Raw genomic sequence first — 23,424 nt, 5'->3', positions numbered from 1 at the left:
GGAGGAATAGTAGATGTTACAAGTAGAAAATTTAAATTATTGGTATCAATCGAAGTCAGAACCACTTTATGAAGACTTAAATCTGACATTTGATGAAGGAAAATTATACGGTATTTTAGGATCGAGTGGCTCGGGTAAAACGACATTTTTATCGCTAATTGCAGGACTGGATACACCAAAATCAGGTGATATTTATTACGAAGGGAAGTCATTAAAAAAGATTGGTTTAACACGTTATCGTAATGAATGTGTATCGATTGTCTTTCAGTCGTATAATCTACTACCTTATTTATCGGCACTTGATAATATAACAGCAGCACTTGAAATTACGCATTCAAAAAAAGCGAATCGTAAAGAATATGCACTCGAGATGTTGCAAAAAGTAGGAATTGACACTGAAATGGCGAAGAAGAATGTCCAACATTTATCAGGTGGACAGCAACAGCGTGTTGCGATTGTGCGCGCCATGTGTTGTGATGCGCGACTTGTTGTAGCAGACGAGCCGACAGGTAATTTAGACAAACAAAATTCACTCGAAATTATTCGTCTGTTTAAACAACTAGCACATGAACAAAATAAATGTGTCATTGTCATTACACATGAAAAAGAGATTGCAGAACAATGTGATACGGTTCTAGAGTTAAAATCTAAGAAAATGCATGTGATTAAAAGTAGTTAATTTATGAAACATATAATTAGAATATAGCTAATCGAAATATAGTAAATAAAGAAGACCATGCAAAAAAAAGCAGTGGTCTTCTTTTCATGTCTAATTAATACGACATAAAAATTCGACACACTGCTCACATTCACAAAACTGCTGTAAATAATCTAAACGATGGATTGTAAGGTAGCCATTTTCTTCTGATATGACTTTTTCTTTTTTGAATTCTTGTAATAAGCGGTTTACAACTTCACGACTTGTTGCACAAAGACTTGCTAGTTCACTATGTGTAAATTTTTCACTAATTTGAATCGATTTGTCTGTTTTCTTTTCGCCATATGAATTCGCTAAACGAATGAGTGTAGAGGAGAGTGCGCCTTTTTTTCCATATAGCAGTAAGTCGCGTAATTTAGTTTGTTCACGCATTCTTTGGATTTGAATCCATGTGAGACATTCTCGTAGTGCTGCAAGGTTTTCGGATAATTCATGTTCTAATTGTTCTTTCGAAATTGCAAAAACGGTACAACAATCTAAAACTTTTGCTGAAAGTGGGTATGTAATAAGTGGGATGAATAAAATACTTTCACCAATACAATCATTTTTCGTCGCAATGCAAAGTGTTAATTCTTTACCACCAACGCTCTCTTTTGTAATAGCAATACGACCTTTTTCCACAAAATAAAGATGTGTTGCCGCTTCACCTGTAGTACAAATATGTTGATGACGAACGAAATGATGTTTTGTACCATGTGCTTTAAAAATCTGCTGGACGATTTGGGGGACTGCATCAAACAAGATTAAAACACCTCCATAATTAACTGGTTTTTATTTTAACATAAATAGTAAATGGTACAAAAAATATGAAAGTCAAAAAAGGTCAAACATATTACTTGAGTTTTTGAAATGAAGTCGATATAATAAAATTAATCAATAGTCAAAGATGGTCAAACAGGAGGGGAAAATAATGCAAATGAATCAAATGAACCAAGAAGAAGAAAATCCGCTAGAGAAGTACGGACGTAATCTAGTAGAGGCTGTTAAAGAAGGTAAGATGGACCCTGTTATTGGACGTGACCAAGAAATTCGTGATGTCATTCGTATTTTATCTCGAAAAACAAAAAATAATCCCGTTCTAATCGGTGAACCAGGTGTAGGTAAAACAGCGATTGTTGAAGGTCTAGCACAACGTATTGTAAAAAAAGACGTACCTGAAGGTTTAAAAGATAAACAAATATATGAACTTGATATGAGCGCATTAATTGCAGGCGCAAGTTATCGCGGACAGTTTGAAGAACGTCTACAAGGGGTTTTAAAACAAGTACGTGAAGCAGAAGGAAATATTATCTTATTCATCGACGAAATTCATACCATTGTCGGTGCAGGTAAAACAGAAGGTTCGATGGATGCAGGGAATATGTTAAAACCAATGTTAGCACGTGGTGAACTACATTGTATTGGTGCAACAACATTAGATGAATATCGTACAAATATCGAAAAAGACCCTGCACTTGAACGACGCTTCCAACAAGTGCTTGTACGCGAACCATCTGTAGAGGATACAATTTCCATTCTACGTGGTTTACGTGAACGTTTTGAATTACATCATGGTGTACGCATTCATGACCGTGCGATTGTGGCCGCGGCAGAATTATCAAATCGCTATATTACAGATCGTTTCCTACCAGATAAAGCGATTGATTTAGTCGATGAGGCGTGTGCGATGATTCGTACAGAAATCGACTCGATGCCATCTGAATTAGATGAGGTTACACGTCGACAAATGCAGTTGGAAATTGAAGAACAAGCATTGATGAAAGAAGACGACAATGCGAGTAAAAAACGTTTAGAGGCACTACGTGAAGAATTACAAGAATTAAAAGATTCATCACAATCGATGCGTGAACAATGGGAACGTGAAAAAAATGCGCTTCAAATTGTGCAAGAAAAACGTGAAAAACTCGACCAATATCGCCATGAATTAGAAGAAGCAGAGAATCAATATGACTTGAATAAAGCAGCGATTCTACGACATGGTAAAATTCCAGAGCTTGAAAAAGAGTTAGCGAATTTAGAAGAGGAAGTAGAAAGTACAGATAAGTTATTACGTGAAGATGTAACAGCAGAAGAAATTGCGAGTATTGTATCTCGCTGGACAGGTATTCCTGTAACGAAAATGTTAGAGGGAGAACGTGAAAAATTACTTCGTTTAAAAGATACACTACATGAGCGTGTAGTAGGTCAAGATGATGCAGTTCGTCTTGTTTCAGAAGCTGTATGGCGCGCACGTGCAGGTATCCAAGACCCGAATAAACCAATCGGTTCGTTCCTATTCTTAGGACCAACTGGTGTAGGTAAAACAGAACTTGCGAAAGCACTCGCAGCACAACTATTCGACTCAGAAGACCATTTTGTACGTATTGATATGTCGGAATACATGGAAAAACATAGTGTATCTCGACTTGTGGGTGCACCTCCAGGTTATATCGGTTATGAAGAAGGCGGTCAATTAACAGAGGCAGTTCGTCGTAATCCGTATTCGGTCATTCTATTAGATGAAATTGAAAAAGCACATCCAGATGTCGCAAACATTCTCCTTCAAATTTTAGATGATGGTCGTATTACAGATAGTCAAGGACGTATGGTGAACTTTACGAATACAGTTGTCATTATGACATCGAATATCGGTTCACACTATTTACTTGATTTACACAATACAGAAGGACATGCGGTGGAAGATTTAGTGATGGCAGAGTTGAAAAAACACTTTAAACCAGAACTATTAAACCGTCTAGATGATATCATCATGTTCCACGCATTAACAGATGAGCACTTCTACGAAATTACACGTAAGTACGTGAACCATCTCGTACAACGTGTAGCAGAACAAGAGATTAAATTAGTAGTTGGCGATGATGTTATTCATTGGATTGCGAAAGAAGGAGCAGATCCTGCATTCGGCGCAAGACCACTTCGTCGCTTCATCCAACGCCATGTAGAAACACCAGTCGCAAAAGAATTATTAAAAGGTGAAAAAGTACCTGGCGACACACTAACAGTTTATGTAGAAGACAATGAGATTAAAGTGAAATAAGATTTATTTTAGGAAGAGGAATCACATTTGATGTGGTTCCTTTTTATTTGCCCTATTTTTGATGAATGTAAGTAAAAAATAAAATTTTACTAATAAAATAAGTATTTCTTTAAATAACCCTTTTATCTATTTGTATTTTATGTTAATCTTTTACATGTTACATTTTTATCAAAAATATATTATTTATATTAAAATTATTGCGTACAAGTAAATGAGCGTTTTACATATACGATTAAATTTAAGAGGAAAAGTTCATAATATTCGAAAACCAATTGCTAAGTTATTTGGTAACTCTAAATATAAATACTAAAAGGAGGTATATGGATGAAATATATTAGACTGACCTTAATTAATATTGTGGCGATTGGCATATTACATCTAGGTGGTTTTTTGTTCAGTATTTTAACTGATGGTGTATATGAAGGTATAGCTTACTTATTAGTACTCATTACACCAATCACTTTGTTTATTGGAAACTATTTATTAAAAGAAAAGTTACAGCCAGAGTCACAAAGCAATTTGATTTTTATTTTAATTGGAAGTATAGGAAGCCTGTTTTTACATTTTCTTTTTAGTAATGTCCAGTTTGAAAATGGCTTACCTTATGATTCATCAAGAGATAATATGTCAACGGCGCTTGTATTATTTTTATATAAGGCGGTATTTGTTCAATATTTCATAGGAGCTGTCCTTTATGAGTGGCGACTTTATAAAAAGAAAAACAGTAATACATAGAATGAATGATACGAATTTACTTGGTTCATTGACATACACAACAAAAGCGCAACAAACATTTAACGAAAGATAGAAATGTGAGGGAAGAGAATGAATAAAAAAATCGCTGTTTTTCTTATAATAGAATTATTTTTAATTGCTTGTTTAGTATTATCAATATTTACTGAGATGTATTTTTTAATATTGCTGATTTTTATATTATCACCAGCTACTTTAATAATAATGCTACTTGTTTCAGATCATAAAAGAGGGAATAAAGGCTCAAGAATTACTTTTTTCATTATTGTATTTTCCTTTTATCTTCAAATGAATTTATTAGCAATAATTGATGATAGTTATACTTGGAGAGGTCCATTCAGGTTACCTGAATATGAAGAGCTTGATGAAGTTTTATTTCCGTTAATTATTTTAGTAGGAGTGAGTCTATTAGTGGCATTTATCGCTATCTATGAGCTAATTGCTATGTACGAGAGAAATAATAAAAAACGAAGTGTTAATGAGATGGATGAAAAATAAATAGGTTCAAATAGAAATAATTAAAAGAGAATCAATTATGTAAATAACTCTGCACCCTATGCTCATGATTTTTATTATGTATAAGTGTTTTAATTGATGCATTATCGTCATCTGAGTTAAAGGAAAATAGAAAAAATGAGATTTAATAAAAGGGTGAGTTATTTGAAAGATGTTTTTGATTCTCCAAAATATAAAAGATAAAAATATGAGGGTAATTAAATGAAGATGAAAAAATATTTGTTTGTATTAATAGAAATTATTTTATTAATCTGTTTAGCTTTATTCACGACAAGAAAAATGTACGATGCAGCATTTATCATTTTGATATTTTCACCAATAATTTTAATGAGTATTTTAATTTTAGGGGAATTGTTAAAAAGTAAGGGAAAGCCACAATATCTGATATTTAGTATCATAATACATACTTACATTGGACTAAATTTGTTTAGTATTTTTGATTCACAACTTGATTGGAGAGGGCCTTTTAGATTCCCCAAAGCTATAACTAATGATCAAGGTGTCTTTGAATTGATTGTTATTTTAACTGGAGTTAGTTTACTAATTTCTGTTTTAATAAGTGGAGCGATTTTATATAGTCAAAAGAAAAAATCTAATAAATAGGTTAGAGACTTCTTTTTTGAAACATACATTAATGAGATGGATGAAAAATAAATAAGTCCAAATTTGAAAAGAGCTCATTTCAGATGTAAATGTGGTCTTTTCAATTCATTACGAACCACCGTGGTGACGTATTAATTAAGGAACATCGACTAAGTTCCGCAAAAAAATTTCAAGGAACATCGACTAAATGCTGCACGTCCTGTGCGAACGTCGATGGATCTTACATCCTGTGAGGCCTACATCTAGGTGATGACGATGATCCATTACCTCAGACTGGTTATACGTATGGGGATAATAATCCAGTCGTTAAAATAGATACTGATGGTAATGACGCAATGATTATCATTGTAAAAAAAGCTGCTAGGTGGCAAGGGATATGTCACTTTTATTAAAAGTTAAAGGGAATTTCGATAGAGCATATAGCTATGCGAAAAGTATAAAGAAAAATAAACCAAAATATAATGTAACCACATACAATTGTGCAGATGTGTCGATTGATATCTTGTTAGCTTCGATGAAATATCGTCATAAAGGGATTGATGACTCTAAAACGTATGCATTAAAGCAAACTAGAAAAATAATTAGACCAAATGGGATGGTAGGGTCTTTAAAAGGTATTTTTGGTTCTTCGAAATATAAAAGATAATAAAATAGTAAAGTGAATTTAAATTTTAAAAATTAGGAGTAGATATGGTGAATAAAAGGTTATATTTTTTTCTCATTGCAGAATTTTTAATATTAATAGCATTAATTTTAGCTGTTGTTTTAAAATATAAGACGCTTGTCATGCTAATTTTATTAGGATCACCGTTATTGTTGATAGGAGGAGCCGTTATAGCTCACTTATTTTCCGATGCAAAGACCCCGCAAAAAATTATTATAAGTATAGTGGTTTACGTAATTGTGGCATTAAATGTATTTAGTATTATTGATCCGGACGTCGTTTGGAGAGGGATACTTACACCGTCTATAGGTAAGGCTCCAATACTATTCAATGAACAAGGTGAACAAATCGTTGGTACGGGTGACGAAGGTGTTACAAATGCTGTGTATATATATACTTTACTTTTAACAGGAGCATTAGTTGTAATTTGTGAATTATTTTTATTTGTGAAAAAAATACTAAAAAGTATCACAAGTAAATAATTCCGTAGTATATGGATATAATTACACAACATCATTTTATATTGCAGGTAACTTTGATAGAGCTTACAGTTATACAAAAGGTATAAAGAAAAAAAGCCTTATTATAGTGTTTTAAGAAATAACTGTTCAGATGTATCTATTGACGTGTTATTGGTATCAATGCAGTATAGTCAAAATGCTTTAACAGCATCTAAATCATATAGTTTAAAAAGATTGTAAAAACGTTCCATGAAACCAAATGGAATGGTAGGACCTTTAAAAAATATTTTTGGTTCTCCAAAGTATAAAAGGTAGAAATGTGAGGGAAGAGAATGAATAGAAGAATATTTGTTTTTTTAATAATAGAAGTTCTATTAATTGTTTGTTTAGGATTAGCCGCATTTACAGAAGTATATTACTTAACATTTCTGATTTTATTATTAACGCCCGCAGCTCTAATGATAATGCTACTTAATTCAAATCATAAAAAAGGAAGTAAGGGTTCAAGAGTCATTTTTTTCAGTATTATCTTTTACTATTATATTCAATTAAATGTATCAGTAATAATCGATGATGATTATATTTGGAAGGGCCCATTTAGATTTCCTGATATGATTGAATCGGATGGTGGTGTTTTCGCATTAATGATAATAGTATCAGCGAGTCTATTAGTGGCATTTATCGCTATCTATGAGCTAATTGCCATGTACGAGAGAAATAATAAAAAACGAATTATTAATGAGATGGATGAAAAATAAATAAACCTAAATTTGAAAAGACCTCATTTCAGCTGTAAATGTGGTCTTTTCAATTCATTACGAACCACCGTGGTGACGTATTAATTAAGGAACATCGACTAAATTCCGCAAAAAATTTTCAAGGAACATCGACTAAATGCTGCAAAAAATTTTCAAGGAACATCGACTAAATGCTGCAAAAAATTTTCAAGGAACATCGACTAAATGCTGCACGTCCTGTGCAAACGTCGATGGAACCGACATCGTGTCGGTCTGTGCGAACGTCGATGGATCTCACATCCTGTGAGACCCACATCTAGGTGATAATGATGAACTTTTATCATAGAGTAGTTATACGTACGGTAATTAAAGCAGAATAAAGAGGTGAGAAAATGGATTTAATCGTACCGGAAAGTGATTACTTCGAAAATAAAAAAGAGTGGATGCGTGCTTTTGATGTGTTACAACAGCTCGTTAAGGAATATCCAAATGAACCGAAATATCTTTGTAAATTAGCATTTCTTTGTTGGTATCATACTTCTGAATCGGACGGGGATCGAGAAAATTTGAATGAGAGTTTATTAGACAGTACTTTACTGGCGTGTTTTGTAGAAGGAAAAAAGAAATTTAGTGAAGATGTTAATTTCCTCGTTGTATTTGGACAAATGATGCACCTTACCCCGTATCTTTTTGAACATGAGAATTTTGATTATTTCGCTATTGAAAAGCTGGCGTTGGATTATATTGAGAAAGCATTTATGATGGCTCCTAATAGCCTTTTTATAAAAAAATTATTTATAGAGACTCGATATATCCCAGAAAATATTTCATCTAATAGACTTTTAAATCGTTTTAAAAAATTATTGAATATAGAGACAGAGACAGAATATAATAAGTTAAAAGAAGAAGTAGCGCATGACATCTCGAATTTTGGTTTTTCAGGGCTGATGTTAGAGTTTTTCAAGGATATGAATCCCCCAAATAGTTTGTGAATGATTAATTATAGAAAAAGATATTTAGCCCATCACTGAATAAAATTTTAGACTTTGCCGTATCAGTGGCATTTCTTTAAAAAGAATACTCATGATAATGCTTTTTCTGTAGTTAATTAAATAATTTATTTGGTTCACTGACGTACACAACAAAAGTACAACTTCTTGCTATAAAGAAAGAGGCATAGTCATTAATGAATTTTAAACAAATATTTTATTTTTTTGTCGGAATGTTAATTCTATTATTAGCAGGTGATATAACTTATAATACGGAGCATATTATTCCGATTTTCATAGTAATGGTATCAGTTTTTTATTTACTATATACGGAGATTTTTAAGAATAAATTTTCAATAAAGAGCATGTTAATAGGTATAATGATTGCATGGTTCATATATCATTTTGTAAATATTTAGTTTTTACAAAGTGCATCTTTAAAATAATACAGGATGTCGCACCTCAAAAGTAAAACTGAATTTTGAGGTGTTTTTTTATACCAAAATATACGGCGAAGTTTATATTATATATACCAAATAATGACTTATGATATATAATAGGGTGAGAACAAAAGTTCGTAATTTTATTATAGAGAGAAGTGAGGATAAATGAATGTATATGTAGATGATTTACGAGATTGTCCTGAAGGGTTCACAATTGCTAGAACCTTTGAAGAAGCGGTGACTTTATTGGAACAGCATGAGGTGGATATTTTGTCATTGGATCATGATTTAGGTGAGGATGCAGAGGGGAATCTACTGCCGACAGGGTATGATTTGGTCAAGTACTTTTGTGAACATGGTTTACGAGCAAATAAAATTTATTTGCATACAGATAATCCGGTAGGACGAGAAAATATGTATGAAACGTTGAAGGGGGCAAAGCGTAGAGGTTTTATTGATCAAGATATTGAAATTTATCATTATTCCATCACATCCAACCGTTATAGTGGTCCAACTGAATAAATAAAAAAAGACATGTACGTAGGTACGTGTCTCTTTTTGGTTTATTGTCTGTGTGAATCGATATCTTGTGCTTCACCTTTTGGAAGGATTGCGCCCACGATTACGACGAATACTGCAAATACAACTGAGAAGATTAAACCTTGCTTCACTTGTTCCATTTCGAATGGTGTGTTACCGATAGCAGAAGTTACATAATTTAAAAGTGTAAATAATACAGCACTCCAGAATAATAAAACGATGTATTTCATTGATTTTCACCTCTGATTTTACATTTGTACTCTATTAATAATAGCATAATGAAGAAGTAAATTGAAATACTCTTTTCATTCGCACAGTAGATTTTGTCAAAGTTTTGTCAATAGTGTTGAAAACTGAAAACGGTTCGATTATAATTAGTACCAGGTATTAATAATTGGTATTTGAAAAGGGGCGCTATAGATGGCAGCTGGTTTAATTGGTATTGGACGTTATGTACCAGAAAATATCGTGACAAATGCAGATTTAGAGAAAATTATGGATACATCAGATGAATGGATTCGCACACGTACGGGAATTGAAGAACGTCGTATTGCGGGAGACGATGAAAATACATCTGATTTAGCTTTTAAAGCAGCGGAAGCAGCAATTAAAGACGCAGGAATTACAGCGGATCAAATCGGTTTAATTCTTGTGAATACAGTAACACCTGATCAACCATTCCCAACAGTCGCATGTATGATTCAAGAACGTTTAGGTGCAACGAAGGCAGCGGCGATGGATCAATCGGCAGCTTGTGCAGGTTATATGTATGGATTAGTAACAGCAAAGCACTTCGTTGAAGCAGGTACATATGATTATGTATTAGTTGTAGGTGCAGAAAAGCTATCAAAAATTACAGATTGGACAGATCGTAACACAGCTGTATTATTCGGTGATGGTGCTTGTGCAGCTGTAGTTGGAAAGGTATCAGAAGGTCGTGGTATATTAGCTTATGAACTAGGAGCAGATGGTTCTGGTGGTAAATTCTTATATCAAGATGAACATGACCACATCGCAATGAATGGTCGCGAAGTATTCAAATTTGCGGTACGTCAAATGGGCGAATCTGCGATGAATGTAATCGAAAAAGCAGGTTACCAAAAAGAAGACGTTGATTTCTTAATTCCACACCAAGCAAATATTCGTATCATTGATGCAGCACGTAAACGTTTAGACTTACCAGAAGACAAAGTAGCAGCAGTGATTAGTAAATACGGTAATACTTCTGCCGCTTCAATCGGTAATGCGATGGTTGAATGTGTAGAAAATGGTAAAATCAAAGATGATGATTTAATCGTATTAGTTGGTTTCGGTGGCGGTCTAACATGGGGCGCAATCGCATTACGATACGGTAAATAAAATTTAACGAGCTAGAAAGAAGGGGTTTTAGACATGACGAAAAAAAGAGTAGTAGTGACAGGTATTGGTGCAGTTACACCTTTAGCAAATGATGCACATGCAACATGGGAAGCCATCAAAAAGGGTCAATCAGGTATTGGGCCACTTACACGTATTGATGCAGAAAAATTTCCTGTAAGTGTAGCAGCAGAAGTAAAAGATTTCGATATCGAAGAATACGTAGTGAAAAAAGAAGCGCGTAAGATGGATCGCTTCACACACTATGCACTTGCGGCAGCAACAATGGCTGTAAAAGATGCAGACTTAACAATCGACGATTCAAACGCACCGCGCGTGGGTGTATGGTTAGGTTCAGGTATTGGCGGTATGGAAACATTTGAACAACAATACACAAACTTAATTACAAAAGGTCCACGTCGTGTGAGCCCGTTCTTCGTACCAATGATGATTCCAGATATGGCAGCAGGTCAAGTTTCGATTCACTTAGGTGCAAAAGGTATTAACACATGTACGGTAACAGCTTGTGCTACAGGTACAAACTCAATCGGTGATGCGTTCAAAGTAATCGAACGTGGCGATGCAGATGTGATGATTACAGGTGGAACAGAAGCACCAATCACTGAGTTATCAGTAGCTGGTTTCTGTGCAAATACGGCACTATCATTAAATCCAGATCCAAAAACAGCTTCACGTCCATTCGATAAAGAGCGTGACGGTTTCGTTATGGGTGAAGGTGCAGGGATTGTCGTATTAGAAAGTTTAGAACATGCTTTAGCACGCGGCGCGAAAATCTACGGTGAAGTTGTAGGTTACGGTGCTTCAGGTGATGCATATCATATTACAGCTCCAGCTCCAGGCGGAGAAGGTGCAGCACGTGCGATGACACAAGCGATTGAAGATGCAGGAATTGACCCATCTCAAATTGATTACATTAATGCACATGGTACATCAACTTACTACAATGATATGCTTGAAACAGAAGCAATCAAAAAAGTATTAGGCGACCATGCACAAAAAGTAGCAATCAGCTCAACAAAATCAATGACTGGTCATATGTTAGGTGCAGCTGGTGGCGTAGAAGCTATCTTCTCAGTATTAGCACTGAAAGAAGGAATTGTTCCACCAACAATGAATCTTCAAAACCAAGCTGAAGAGTGTGATCTAAACTACACACCAAATGCAGCGGTAGAGAAAACAATGGAGTACGCATTAAGTAACTCATTCGGCTTTGGTGGACATAACGCAACACTTGTATTCAAAAAATACGAAGCATAATAATACAAAGGCATTACATCTTTTTGATGTAGTGTCTTTTTTTATTCCATTTATTGTTATTTGAAGTTATAATGTAAAGTAAGCTTTACAATCATCGGAGGAAAATATGAAAAATCATGTAAGAGATTTGCGAATGCAGTATGATTTATCGCAAGATGCATTAGCAGAAAAAGTAGGGGTATCACGACAGACGATTATTTCACTTGAAAAAGGAAAATATAATCCATCCATCATATTAGCTTTTAAATTAGCACGTGTGTTTCGATGTCAGATTGAGGATCTTTTTATTTATGAGGAGGAGAATAGTTGAAGAATAAACAGCTGGTATTTTATATATTAGGTACTATTTTATTCATTTATGCACTTGTACTGAACCTACCGTTGATTTTAGACTTTGAATTTCCGAATGCAATTATGGCATTTGGTCTAGCCATTATGGCGTTTTGTCTTGCCTATTTAACGCCGCATTTTTCAGAGAAAGATGAACGTGCGCAGAAGATTCGAGAACGCGCAATATATATGAGTTATTTCTGGGGTATGGGCTTCTTATTGGTTCTTTTAATCGTATTCAATCCATTATCTACGTTCGAGTTAGCAGCTTTTCAATTATTATCATTATTCATCGCACTCTATTTATCCATCGTCTTTTTAAATATGGTTTACTACGCAAGAAAATATTAAAACAGGCTACATAAAACATAGCGTTCGCAACAAAAAGAAGTACACCTCCTTTCCTTTTTTTGTTGGTGTTCGCAACAAAAAGAAGCACAACCCCTTCCTTCTTTTATTGATGTTCGCAACAAAAAACTGGAACCGCGTCACAGCGCGATTCCAGTTTTTCTTATGCTCATATGAGATGATGGCTTTTATAGCGTATTATTTTTTCTTCTTTACTTTACGACCTAAGCCCATCGCTGCTTCCATACGGTCAATTGTTGCTGAAGCAATCGCATTCGCTTTATCGCGACCTTCATCTAAGATGTGGTCTAATTCAGGTGAATCGATTAATTCTTTGTAGCGCGTTTGAATTGGTGCTAAATGATTGATTACAGCCTCTGCAACACCTGCTTTAAAGTCACCATATCCTTTACCTTCATACTTCGCTACAACTTCATCAACTGTTTTACCTGTAAGTGATGATTCAATAATGAGTAAGTTTGATACGCCTGGTTTGTTTTCAACATCAAAGCGTACAACACCCTCTGAATCCGTCACAGCCGATTTGATTTTCTTCTCGATTTGTTTTGGCTCATCTAAAATACGAATGGTTGCTTTTGCATTCGCATCTGATTTACTCATCTTCTTCGTAGGGTCTTGTAGTGATTTAATGCGCGCACCGTTCTTCGGTAATTGAATATCTGGTACAACGAATGTTTTACCAAAACGTTTATTGAAGCGCTCTGCTAAATCGCGTGTTAATTCGATATGTTGTTTTTGGTCATCACCTACAGGAACAAGGTGTGTATTATATAGAAGAATGTCACCAGCCATTAGCGGTGGATATGTTAAAAGACCAGCTGATACAGATACATTTTCTTTTGATGATTTATCTTTGAATTGTGTCATGCGCTCTAATTCACCAATTGAAGCGATACATTGTAACATCCATCCAGCTTGTGCATGTGCTGGTACTTCAGATTGAATGAATAGAGTTGATTTGTTTGGGTCAATCCCAGCTGCTAAGTAAGTGGCTGCGAGTTTACGGATATTTTCATGTAACTCTTTTGGATCTTGTGGCATTGTAATCGCATGTTGATCAACAATACAGAAGATGCTATCATATTCGTCTTGTACCTCTACGAATTGACGAAATGCACCGATATAGTTTCCGAGTGTGATGACGCCTGTTGGCTGAACGCCTGAAAAAATTCTTTTTTTCATTTTTTCTTCCTCCTTCAAATAAAAAAACATCATGCCTCCCTAAAAATAGGGACGAATGATGTTTTGAATCCGCGGTACCACCCAAGCTTGTCATAAAAATATGACCACTCTACCTCGTAACGTGAGGTAATGCGAGCTAAGTTACTTTTTGTCTGTTCACAAAGCTGGCTCCGAAGTCCATTCGACCAAGTGTATCATCTGTTCTCACCAACCACAGATTCTCTGAATATACAAAACTTGATGTACTACTCTTCATCTTCGCCTACTATTTCATTGTTTTGATTATATGATAAACATTCTGCAAATGCAAGCGTGTCAAGGGGTGAACGTATTTTCGGTTTTTATTTTCAGTCGTTGTATGCTAAATGAGAAAAAATATTTTGAAAACTAGGTTTATGTTTATGAGAATAAGGGAATAAATATATGTAGCGAAACTAGATATAGATGAAAAAGTGTTAGTAGATACAATATGTACACATTGTAAAACTTTTAAAAAACTATATTCAAACGAATGATTGTATTGTATAATAAGTTTATAATTCTTTATTAGATTTATTCTAATTTAAAAATAACAATCGTTTAGCTCTATACATTTGAAAGGATGTGCTAGATATGATGGTAACATTATTTACATCTCCGAGCTGTACTTCTTGTCGTAAGGCAAAGGCTTGGTTAGAGGAACATGATATTGCATATAAAGAACGTAATATTTTTGCGGAACCACTAACAATCTCTGAAATCAAAGAAATTTTACGTATGACAGAAGATGGGACAGATGAAATCATCTCGACACGTTCTAAAACTTTCCAAAAATTAAAAGTGGATGTAGAAACACTACCTCTACAAAAGTTATATGAATTAATTCAAGATAACCCAGGTTTATTACGTCGTCCGATTATTTTAGATGAAAAGCGTTTGCAAGTAGGTTATAACGAAGATGAAATTCGTCGTTTCTTACCACGTAAAGTACGTGCTTATCAACTTCAAGAAGCACAGCGTATGGTAAATTAGCAAACTAGCGTACAGTGAATACATTGTGCGCTAGTTTTTTTATGTTAAAGTGCGTCGTTTTTAAAAGACGTACTAAAATATAAAAATCAAGTCAAAACGATTGCATTTCATGTGAGACTTTTCTACAATTCATATACAATAGCTAATAGAATCTTTTTCTTTTCTTTTTTTCTGTTGAACACTTACAATAGAAGTAGTAGAGTTAGTTATTCACGTAAGCAATTTGCAGTAAGTCATAACTAACTGAAGGGAGTTGTTTAGTATGGATATAGAACGCATTAATGACAATACTCTAAAACTTGTGATTTCATATAAAGATATAGAAGAACGTGGCTTTACAAAAGATGAAATTTGGTTTAATCGAGATAAAGGCGAAGAACTATTCTGGGTCATGATGGATGAAATTGACGATGATCAATTTGAAGTGAACGGTCCACTCTGGATTCAAGTAGTTGCGAAAGAAGTCGGTCTTGAATTAACAGTGACAGTTGTAAATGCACCACATGAATTATTTAATGAAGGTATGTTAGATGTACAAAACAAGGGAAGTCAGTTTGCAAATATGTTTGAATCCGATCCATTCACAACCAATGCACAAGATTTTGAAACAGATACCTTCCAGTTGTTAGAGGACGCTGTTTTTGAATTAGAGAGCTTTGATGATTTGATTCCGCTAGCAAAATCAATGCCAAGTGGTTTTGATGAAGTGAATGAGTTATATGTATATGAAGGTCGATATTACTTGTACATTGACTTCACACGAGTGGTAGATGTTGAATTACAACAAGATTTCCTAAGTCCGATTTTAGAGTATGCAAAACTTTCAAGTCAGACAATTCATGTACTACGTGAATACGGAAAAGCGATTATGGAAGGCGATTGTTTCGCCATCACACGCGAACATTTTTAAAAACAAGTAAAATTAGAGAACTTCATCATTTTATATGGTGAAGTTCTCTTTTTGCGTTAGATTTAGTCTGTTGTTTTTTAAAAAAGCACCCTTTTTTAACAGTTGAGTAAGAGGAATATTTCTTTTATAGTGAGTAAAATCACGATAAGGGGGTCATGTATTGCTGAGTGCATTAACTGAAAAACAAGAGATGGTTTATTTAACGCATGAATTATCCAAAGAGCGCTTGCTTGAAATACGTCAAACACAACATTTTTATTGTCCAGCATGTCATGAACAATTGGTTTTAAAAATTGGACAAGTCATGATTCCGCATTTTGCGCATCGAAAAAATGAACATTGTCAGGTTTTTTCAGAAGGAGAATCAGCACTTCATTTACAAGGGAAGTACGCATTATATCGCTGGTTACAATTTCAACATATTCCGGTATTAGTGGAACCTTATCTAAAAGCGATTCAGCAACGCCCTGATTTATTAATTCAACAACAGGATAAATACATAGCGGTTGAGTTTCAATGTAGTGCTTTAACGCCGCAACGACTTACAAAGAGAAACAGAGGATATCAGAAACTAGGAATTGAACCACTCTGGATTGTCAAAGCGAAGCCGTCTTTTTATGAAGGGATTCAGTGTGTTCAATTAGCTCCTTTTTATCAACAGTTCATATTAAACCGACAACTTCTTACATTTGATGTAGAAAGAGAGCAGCTTCAAATGTATGACCATCTGATTCATATTGCAGGTCGTCGCTATCTCACCACAGCGAAAAGAACACCCATTCATCATCAACCTTTTCCGCTGGAGTTAGTGATTCCGTTTGAACAAGAAAAAATAGCAGAACAGTGGTTGCAAGAACGTGAGCGCTATTTAGTAAATCGCTTACGCTTTAACCGTCGTGGTATTCAAGATTCCTTTTTTAAGTTGTGTTACGAGCATAAAATTATGTTGCAAGCACTACCGAATTGGATTGGTATCCCAAGTAGTGTCCAGTTATCTGTTCATCCTGTTGAATGGCAATTAGCACTGACTTGCTTCATCCGCTCAGGAGTGACACAAGATTTATCATCGCAATTGTATCATCATAATCGTACATGGCGTATTCCTGAACGAGCAATTAGGACGTATATTGACTTCGTTCAACGTGAAAATCCTACCTTATCATGGCAAGATTTAGAAATTAGTTCGATTTCCGAAGAAATTTATCGCCAATATGTTGCATTAAAGTTTGATAATTGAGAAAATGGAAAAGAACAAATAAACCAAGTATAAAGTAGGGGGTTACGCAGATGACAGAAGTGAAAAAAATGCCATTACGTCATGAAGTACCAGAAGAATTAACATGGCGTTTAGAGGATATTTTTGCGACAGTAGAAGATTGGAATACGGAATATGCAGAGGTAGAAAACTTATTAACACAAGCACCTGCATTTCAAGGTACATTAAAAGACGGTGCTGAAGCAATGTTAGCTGTTCTTCAATATCGTGATGAAGTATATACACGTTTAGGTAAGTTAAATGCGTACTCGCATATGCGCGCAGATCAAGATACAACAAATAGTGAATTCCAAGCGCTAGATAGTCGCTGTAGCTCATTAGTAGCGAAAGCAGTAACAGCACTTTCATTCTTAACACCAGAAATTCTTTCATTATCAGAAGAACAAATCGCAGACTACTTAGCAAATAATGAAGCATTACGCTTATATAAACAAGAGTTAGATGAAATTAATGAACAGCGTGCTCATGTCTTACCAGCAGAGCAAGAAGCGATTTTAGCGCAAATGGGTGAAGTGACACAATCATCTTCTAATACATTCGGTATGTTGAATAATGCTGATTTAGAGTTCCCAGTCATTAAAGACGAGAACGGGCATGATGTGCAGTTAACACATGGTAACTATGTACACTTTTTAGAGAGTGCAGATCGTTCTGTACGTGAAGCAGGATTTAAGGCGATGTACGAGACATTCGGTAAATTCAAAAATACATTCGCTTCAACACTTGCAGGGAATGTTAAAGCACATACGGTATCTGCTCGTATTCGTAAATATGATTCAGCTCGCCAAGCAGCTATGTCGAATAATCATATTCCAGAAAAAGTGTATGATCAATTAATCGAGACAGTACACAAAAATATTCATTTAATGCACCGTTATTTAAAATTACGTAAAGAAGTACTTGGCCTCGATGAACTGCACATGTGGGATGTTTATACACCACTTGTAAAAGAGACAAAGATGGACATGCCATACGAAAAAGCAACAGAGCATATGTTAAACAGCTTTGAAGCGATGGGCGATGAATATGTAGGTATTGTTAAAGAGGCACTTGAGAATCGCTGGGTAGACGTTGTAGAGAACAAAGGGAAGCGTAGTGGAGCTTATTCTTCAGGTTCATATGGAACGAATCCGTATATTTTAATGAACTGGCAAAATAATTTAGATAATCTATATACATTGGTGCATGAATTTGGTCACTCTGTTCATAGTTACTATACACGTAACAACCAACCGGCTGTCTATGGGGATTATTCAATTTTCGTAGCAGAAGTTGCTTCAACGTGTAATGAAGAGTTACTAACAGATTATTTACTGAAAAATGTAGAAGATGAGAAATTAAAAATCTATATTTTAAATCACTGGCTAGATTCGTTCCGCGGTACAATTATTCGTCAAACAATGTTTGCGGAGTTTGAACATTTGATTCATGAAATGGACCGTAATGGTGAACCATTAACAGCAGATGCGCTATCTGAAAAATATCATGAACTGAATAAATTCTACTTCGGTGAGGATATGATTAGTGATGAAGAAATTGCATTAGAGTGGGCACGTATTCCTCACTTCTACTATAATTACTATGTATATCAATATGCGACTGGTAAATCGGCTGCGATTGCATTAAGCACACAAATTCTAAATGAAGGTCAACCAGCAGTTGAGCGTTATACAAACAACTTCTTAAAAGCAGGTTGCTCGGATACACCGATTAATGTATTACGCGCAGCAGGTGTTGATATGGAGTCTGCTGAACCAATTCAATTAGCTTTCAATCAATTTGAACGTAACTTAGAAAAATTAGAAGCATTACTTTTAGAAAAATAATGTACAATCAGTTGGTTTCACGATGAAGTGGAACCAACTTTTTTTGATATGTATTCAAAAAACAAAGAAGTTTGAATAATACAGTCTTAAAATCACATAAACACAGAAGAAGAAAGTAGAATGAAATATACTCTAAATAGATCATGCTAAATTTTTATCTAAAAGGAAACGAAGATATGATAAATTTCATAGAAAATAAAAATACTTATTTTGGTATTTATGAAATAAAAAAGAAGTTTATTTTGTCGGATTTTATCGGTTTTTACAAGTGTTATTTTGGTATCGCTTTCAATGTGTCTAAAATGTGAAAATAAAATAAAACCATTGCTATATAGGGATATAAGTGATAAAGTAACTAGTGTGAAATAAATCACAAACAAACATACACCCCTTTGTTTGAACGTGAACATTTCTCCCATCCCCTTTGTGAAAATGAGCGCTCTCGTAGAGTCGCTCATTTTATTTTTTTTGTAATTTTTATAGATGTCAAAAATTCCCTGATGAAAATTTCATTTATTTATTAATAACAAATACAGATAATAAAACATTTAATCAATCACTTAATTAGATGTTTTGTTATCTGTATTATTTTTTTAAGAAAAGTAAAATAGTACAGATATGAGTAGAGTAATACAGTTTTATATATATGCGAACGATAAGTATAGATATGAAAAGAAAAAACGTCCAAATCTTAACGGTAATTATTTGAAAACGTTTTATAAATAAGTATATTCGCTTTTTTATGATGAAAACTGTTATGAAACACATTAGGTAGAAAGAATATTTATTTAAATCCTATAAAAATAATAGCAAAAATAAAAATTGTTCATATGAGAGTTCCTTTTTATCAACAGAAGTATTTTTGATAAATGAAAAAGAACTTTGACGTTTTGATACGTCAAAGTTCTTTTTATAATTAGTATGCAGTTTTTAAGCGGAATAGCGAATGATGTTTACAATGAATGCGTTCAATCTTTTGTTGGAGTAAACGTTTTTTTAATTCACGATCAGCTGCTTTTTCTGAAATGTTATAAAAACTAGCCACTTCTTCAGCTGATAATACATGGAATTTTTTAAATAACTCTTCTAATGGTGGTGGTGGTGCTTGTACTAATTCTTTTTCGAGTAATTCTGATAAAATTTGCTCGTAAATTTCATAAGAATAGGTTCCAGAAACTTTTAGTCCTTCATCTTCAATATTGCCATTGAAGAATACAAAGCTCGGTACTTCTTGTACATCCATCTCATGTGTAATACATAAATCACTTTGGAATGAACGCGCTGCTTCTAGCGAGCGGAAGTCTGCTTCAAATTCTTCAACATCTAATGAAACAGCTTTAGCAATTTCCGTTAAGGTATTGCATGAACGAATATTTTTTTCTTCCGTAATCTGATATTCAAAGAGTTTCATTAAAAAACGGTGCCCTACTTTTTTACCTTGCAATTCAGCTGCTTTCACAGCAATTGAAGGCAATACAGGATGTGATAAATCAACAAGTTCTTCATGGCTTGCACAGTTGTTAATACGATGACAAGCAACATTTAATGAAGACAGCTCAGTACTTAAAATAAAACGAATTGAAAAGTAATGGCCGTAGTTTACTTGTAATTTACGAATAATCGCATGTAAGTCTCTACTTTTCGGCTGAAGTAAATCAATAAATACATATAATTCAATTGGTTTGCTATAGGATGCCGGTGGCGAGACAGGGTCCGTCACTAATTGTAAATGAGTCACTCCTCCATTACCTCCTCATCTTCATCAGGTGCGTTAATCATATGGTGGGCTGTTAAAACAAGGCGTTTATAATAGACTTCTCTAAATTTACCCTCTAACCCTACTTCATCCATAGCCTCAGACATACACTCTAACCAGGCTTGAGCGCGCGTAGGTGTAATTTTGAATGGCATATGGCGTGCTTTTAACATGGGATGTCCATGTTCTTCTGTATATATATTTGGACCACCTAAATACTGTGTTTGAAATTGTATTTGTTTACGAGTAGTCTCAGTAAAATCATCTGGAAAAATTGGTTTTAATATTGGATTTTGCGCTACTTTAGCATAAAAAATATGTAACATCTTATCTAAAGTCTCTGCTCCAATTTCCTCGTAAGGAATAATCGGTCTTTGAGTCATGAATCATACTCCTTTACTTGAACTATATATCTATCATATCAACTGACTTCGGATTTCTCAAACAAATGGTTTCTGAAATACGAAAAAAGGGAAAAGATTTCATTAGAACTATGTGAAAAAAGAACGAAAAAGATATACTTTTTAACTGTTAGCGCTCTTTTAATGAAATATAAAATAGTTATTTATAACCATTCGTGTAAGATGAATTTGATATTTGTCCCGATAATAAGACAAAGTATGTAAAAAGAAAGAGTGTATCTTAAAAAACAACACTTACATAGTATAAAACAAATAGAGAATAAGTAAATAAAGGATTTTGTAGAGATAAAAGGTCATTCATATTAAAAGAGACAGGCCATTTTTGGCATGCCTCTTAATTTGTTTCAATGCAATATTATGCTTGGTAATTATTCATCACTTTTTTTACATAATTTTGTGTTTCGTTAAATGGTGGGATGCCATTATACTTCATGACATTTCCAGGTCCTGCGTTATATGCAGCAAGCATCATTTTATAATCGCCACCGAATTTATCGAGCATCATACGTAAATATTTTGTACCACCCATGATATTTTGCTCAGGGTTATAAACATCCGTTACACCTACATGAGCTGCAGTTGCAGGCATTAACTGCATTAAACCAGCTGCACCAGCGTAGCTTTTAATAGTCGGATTAAAGTCTGATTCTTGTTTAATAACTGCTTTAATCATCTTTTCAGGAATGCCATAAGTTTCAGAAGCTTTCTTGATGATGTCATCATACTTCGTCTTAGGGGAGTTACTTGATGTTGGTGCGATTGTATCGGTTTTCGCTGCATTCGTTTGATAAGTATTTACATATTGTTGATACATATTAGCAGGATTCGTTCCTACATTATTTGATACGCCTGATGTACCACCAAGTAAATTAGACGCAAGTGAAGCGCTCAGTGAACTAATTAACATCGCTGCCATAGCTGATGTGTTATTTTGACTTAATGAATTCAATCCATTTGTTAAACCAAGTGATTGCGTTAAGTTAGGTGTCGCTGAACTATTCTGTGTTTGACCGCCTAAAGCTTGACTAAATAATGCTTGGAAAGAAGCATCCCCTGTAGCAGGTGATGAACTTGCATTTGCTTGAGTACCAGATGTCATTTGAGAAAGTGCTTGTAATTGAACCATTTGCTGTAAAGCAGATACATCCATGTGACCTTACTCCTTTTTGTTTTGAATGGCTTGCATAAATCGTGCAAGCTTCTTTTTTGCTGGGCGAATTGGAATGTGAAGTGATTGTAATAGTTCTTGGAATATGAATCGACCACTTACTTCGTCTTGTACTTCATATTCTAACTCGTAGTCCTCTTGGTCGGCATATTGTGAATGATCAAACACCAATAAACCGCCTTTATACTTTATTTCGGCACGATTTGTTGAAAGTGTACCGATTTTTTGTAATTCTTTGCTGTCAATGTGTAGAGATTGTAGTCTATTTTTTACGTCACCTTCAGGGAAATCTTGAGTTCCTTGTAAAATAGCCTCTGCTTCATCTAATGTGAGAGAATCAGTCGTTTCTGTTAGTGCAATACCATTCGTTGGTTCTTTTAATGTTACTTCGTTTTTCGTCGGTGTTTGACGAATGCGAAGTCCGGATTTTAAGTGGCGAAGTGCTTGTTCTTTTGTATCAAAATAATGATTGTGTTGTAAGTGAAAAGCTTCTGGTTTTACATGGAAATGTGCGATTAATTGTTCAAATTCAGATGGTGTAAGTAAATTTTTAAATTCAATTTCTAATTCTTGCGACATAATGGAATCATCCTTTCAAATCAGTTGTCTACGAAAAATGGAATGTTACTGTAATAATACTACTGTCTTATGATAAAATATACGAGAGATAATCGGAAGGGAAGATGACAGTGAGAAAAACGTATTTAATTCATGAAGGCTCAAATAATGAAGGAGCTATTCAGTTCACATTAACAACTGCACCAGAAGGACAGTGGCAGCCAGCGAATCGCGTCATTACAGATTCAGATGAGATGGCTTTTATTTATGTCATTGATGAAAATGATGCATTTAGTTATTTCGTATTTCAACAATCTTCGTGGGATGCATTAGTCCAAATGATTCAACAAGAACAAGATCCAGCTGTTGTCATTGGAGAAGAAGCAATCACATTAACAGGAATGTTTGAAGAATTGCAAGCATTGTTATTTAATATAGAAGGAAATTCAAATTATGGAGAAGCTTTTGTCACAGCTGTTGAAGAAGCATTCTCAGCAATTTTAGCAGAAGCCTAAGACGTT

26 protein-coding genes and 1 other annotated feature are annotated in these 23,424 nt (G+C 34.4%); of the genes, 19 read left to right on the top strand and 7 right to left on the bottom strand.

Annotation, left to right across the window (positions count from 1 at the left end; translation table 11 throughout):
- The first annotated feature begins 13 nt into the window (after positions 1-13).
- The gene (locus tag ASO14_RS11710) at positions 14-679 is read left to right on the top strand and encodes an ABC transporter ATP-binding protein (RefSeq protein ID WP_068455451.1); all 666 of its coding nucleotides are present in this window, start codon (positions 14-16) and stop codon (positions 677-679) included.
- Positions 680-769: 90 nt separating this feature from the next.
- Here ASO14_RS11710 and ASO14_RS11705 read toward each other — a convergent pair whose 3' ends face one another.
- The gene (locus tag ASO14_RS11705; RefSeq protein ID WP_068455448.1) at positions 770-1,459 is read right to left on the bottom strand and encodes a Crp/Fnr family transcriptional regulator; all 690 of its coding nucleotides are present in this window, start codon (positions 1,457-1,459) and stop codon (positions 770-772) included.
- Between the two features lie 175 nt (positions 1,460-1,634).
- On the opposite strand from ASO14_RS11705, the gene ASO14_RS11700 reads away from it, so the two are divergent.
- The 9 genes from ASO14_RS11700 (at position 1,635) to ASO14_RS11655 (ending at position 9,443) form a co-directional block, all read left to right on the top strand.
- Positions 1,635-3,755 (top strand): ATP-dependent Clp protease ATP-binding subunit, encoded by a 2,121-nt coding sequence (locus ASO14_RS11700; protein WP_409136029.1) that lies wholly within the window; start codon positions 1,635-1,637, stop codon positions 3,753-3,755.
- A gap of 324 nt (positions 3,756-4,079) precedes the next feature.
- Positions 4,080-4,490, top strand: a complete 411-nt coding sequence (locus tag ASO14_RS11695) for a hypothetical protein (protein WP_068455446.1) — start codon at positions 4,080-4,082, stop codon at positions 4,488-4,490.
- A gap of 90 nt (positions 4,491-4,580) precedes the next feature.
- Positions 4,581-5,006, top strand: a complete 426-nt coding sequence (locus ASO14_RS11690; protein WP_068455444.1) for a hypothetical protein — start codon at positions 4,581-4,583, stop codon at positions 5,004-5,006.
- Positions 5,007-5,225: 219 nt separating this feature from the next.
- Positions 5,226-5,627: a hypothetical protein gene (locus ASO14_RS11685; protein ID WP_068455442.1), complete on the top strand. Its 402-nt coding sequence runs from the start codon at positions 5,226-5,228 to the stop codon at positions 5,625-5,627.
- A 376-nt stretch (positions 5,628-6,003) separates the two neighbouring features.
- Entirely contained in the window at positions 6,004-6,273 is a 270-nt protein-coding gene (locus ASO14_RS11680; RefSeq protein WP_068455440.1) for a hypothetical protein, read from the top strand.
- Positions 6,274-6,320: 47 nt separating this feature from the next.
- Complete coding sequence (locus ASO14_RS11675) at positions 6,321-6,773, top strand: hypothetical protein (RefSeq protein WP_068455438.1); 453 nt, start codon at positions 6,321-6,323, stop codon at positions 6,771-6,773.
- A 311-nt stretch (positions 6,774-7,084) separates the two neighbouring features.
- The gene (locus ASO14_RS11670) at positions 7,085-7,510 is read left to right on the top strand and encodes a hypothetical protein (RefSeq protein WP_068455435.1); all 426 of its coding nucleotides are present in this window, start codon (positions 7,085-7,087) and stop codon (positions 7,508-7,510) included.
- A gap of 371 nt (positions 7,511-7,881) precedes the next feature.
- Positions 7,882-8,481 (top strand): hypothetical protein, encoded by a 600-nt coding sequence (locus tag ASO14_RS11665; protein ID WP_068455431.1) that lies wholly within the window; start codon positions 7,882-7,884, stop codon positions 8,479-8,481.
- Positions 8,482-9,086: 605 nt separating this feature from the next.
- The gene (locus ASO14_RS11655; RefSeq protein WP_068455427.1) at positions 9,087-9,443 is read left to right on the top strand and encodes a cyclic-phosphate processing receiver domain-containing protein; all 357 of its coding nucleotides are present in this window, start codon (positions 9,087-9,089) and stop codon (positions 9,441-9,443) included.
- Between the two features lie 41 nt (positions 9,444-9,484).
- Here ASO14_RS11655 and ASO14_RS11650 read toward each other — a convergent pair whose 3' ends face one another.
- On the bottom strand, positions 9,485-9,691 hold the full coding sequence (locus tag ASO14_RS11650; RefSeq protein ID WP_068455425.1) for a DUF2929 family protein: 207 nt from the start codon (positions 9,689-9,691) through the stop codon (positions 9,485-9,487).
- A gap of 190 nt (positions 9,692-9,881) precedes the next feature.
- On the opposite strand from ASO14_RS11650, the gene ASO14_RS11645 reads away from it, so the two are divergent.
- From ASO14_RS11645 to ASO14_RS11630, 4 genes are all read left to right on the top strand, one after another.
- Complete coding sequence (locus tag ASO14_RS11645; protein ID WP_068455422.1) at positions 9,882-10,820, top strand: beta-ketoacyl-ACP synthase III; 939 nt, start codon at positions 9,882-9,884, stop codon at positions 10,818-10,820.
- Positions 10,821-10,853: 33 nt separating this feature from the next.
- Positions 10,854-12,095: a beta-ketoacyl-ACP synthase II gene (gene fabF, locus ASO14_RS11640; RefSeq protein WP_068455419.1), complete on the top strand. Its 1,242-nt coding sequence runs from the start codon at positions 10,854-10,856 to the stop codon at positions 12,093-12,095.
- Positions 12,096-12,201: 106 nt separating this feature from the next.
- Positions 12,202-12,405 (top strand): helix-turn-helix transcriptional regulator, encoded by a 204-nt coding sequence (locus ASO14_RS11635; protein WP_068455417.1) that lies wholly within the window; start codon positions 12,202-12,204, stop codon positions 12,403-12,405.
- A complete protein-coding gene (locus ASO14_RS11630; protein ID WP_068455414.1) occupies positions 12,402-12,776 on the top strand; it encodes a DUF2178 domain-containing protein in 375 nt (124 codons plus the stop codon). Before ASO14_RS11635 ends, ASO14_RS11630 begins: the two co-directional genes overlap by 4 nt.
- 195 nt (positions 12,777-12,971) lie before the next feature.
- On the opposite strand, the gene trpS is transcribed toward ASO14_RS11630, so the two are convergent.
- A complete protein-coding gene (gene trpS / locus ASO14_RS11625; protein WP_068455411.1) occupies positions 12,972-13,976 on the bottom strand; it encodes a tryptophan--tRNA ligase in 1,005 nt (334 codons plus the stop codon).
- 44 nt (positions 13,977-14,020) lie between these two features.
- Positions 14,021-14,244 (bottom strand) — a binding site (T-box leader).
- A 347-nt stretch (positions 14,245-14,591) separates the two neighbouring features.
- Here trpS and spxA point away from each other — a divergent pair.
- The 4 genes from spxA (at position 14,592) to pepF (ending at position 18,999) form a co-directional block, all read left to right on the top strand.
- Positions 14,592-14,987: a transcriptional regulator SpxA gene (gene spxA / locus ASO14_RS11620; RefSeq protein ID WP_068457536.1), complete on the top strand. Its 396-nt coding sequence runs from the start codon at positions 14,592-14,594 to the stop codon at positions 14,985-14,987.
- A 262-nt stretch (positions 14,988-15,249) separates the two neighbouring features.
- Entirely contained in the window at positions 15,250-15,897 is a 648-nt protein-coding gene (locus tag ASO14_RS11615; RefSeq protein ID WP_068455409.1) for an adaptor protein MecA, read from the top strand.
- 160 nt (positions 15,898-16,057) lie between these two features.
- The gene (locus ASO14_RS11610) at positions 16,058-17,134 is read left to right on the top strand and encodes a competence protein CoiA (protein ID WP_068455406.1); all 1,077 of its coding nucleotides are present in this window, start codon (positions 16,058-16,060) and stop codon (positions 17,132-17,134) included.
- Positions 17,135-17,184: 50 nt separating this feature from the next.
- Positions 17,185-18,999: an oligoendopeptidase F gene (pepF, locus tag ASO14_RS11605; RefSeq protein ID WP_068455404.1), complete on the top strand. Its 1,815-nt coding sequence runs from the start codon at positions 17,185-17,187 to the stop codon at positions 18,997-18,999.
- A 916-nt stretch (positions 19,000-19,915) separates the two neighbouring features.
- Here pepF and ASO14_RS11600 read toward each other — a convergent pair.
- From ASO14_RS11600 to ASO14_RS11585, 4 genes are all read right to left on the bottom strand, one after another.
- Entirely contained in the window at positions 19,916-20,737 is an 822-nt protein-coding gene (locus tag ASO14_RS11600) for a DsbA family protein (protein WP_068455401.1), read from the bottom strand.
- The gene (locus tag ASO14_RS11595; RefSeq protein WP_068455398.1) at positions 20,734-21,138 is read right to left on the bottom strand and encodes a globin domain-containing protein; all 405 of its coding nucleotides are present in this window, start codon (positions 21,136-21,138) and stop codon (positions 20,734-20,736) included. Before ASO14_RS11595 ends, ASO14_RS11600 begins: the two co-directional genes overlap by 4 nt.
- 394 nt (positions 21,139-21,532) lie before the next feature.
- A complete protein-coding gene (locus ASO14_RS15285) occupies positions 21,533-22,327 on the bottom strand; it encodes a lytic transglycosylase domain-containing protein (RefSeq protein WP_068455395.1) in 795 nt (264 codons plus the stop codon).
- Between the two features lie 6 nt (positions 22,328-22,333).
- A complete protein-coding gene (locus ASO14_RS11585; RefSeq protein ID WP_068455392.1) occupies positions 22,334-22,924 on the bottom strand; it encodes a CYTH domain-containing protein in 591 nt (196 codons plus the stop codon).
- A gap of 104 nt (positions 22,925-23,028) precedes the next feature.
- Between ASO14_RS11585 and ASO14_RS11580 the strand changes: the two genes are divergently transcribed.
- A complete protein-coding gene (locus ASO14_RS11580) occupies positions 23,029-23,418 on the top strand; it encodes a UPF0738 family protein (protein ID WP_068455389.1) in 390 nt (129 codons plus the stop codon).
- Positions 23,419-23,424: the final 6 nt, after the last annotated feature.

The sequence above is a fragment of the Kurthia sp. 11kri321 genome (assembly GCF_001534765.1).
GTDB classification, from domain to species: domain Bacteria; phylum Bacillota; class Bacilli; order Bacillales_A; family Planococcaceae; genus Kurthia; species Kurthia gibsonii.
Note: the sequence above shows the minus strand (reverse complement) of the source record. Positions and strands in the feature narration are given on the sequence as shown.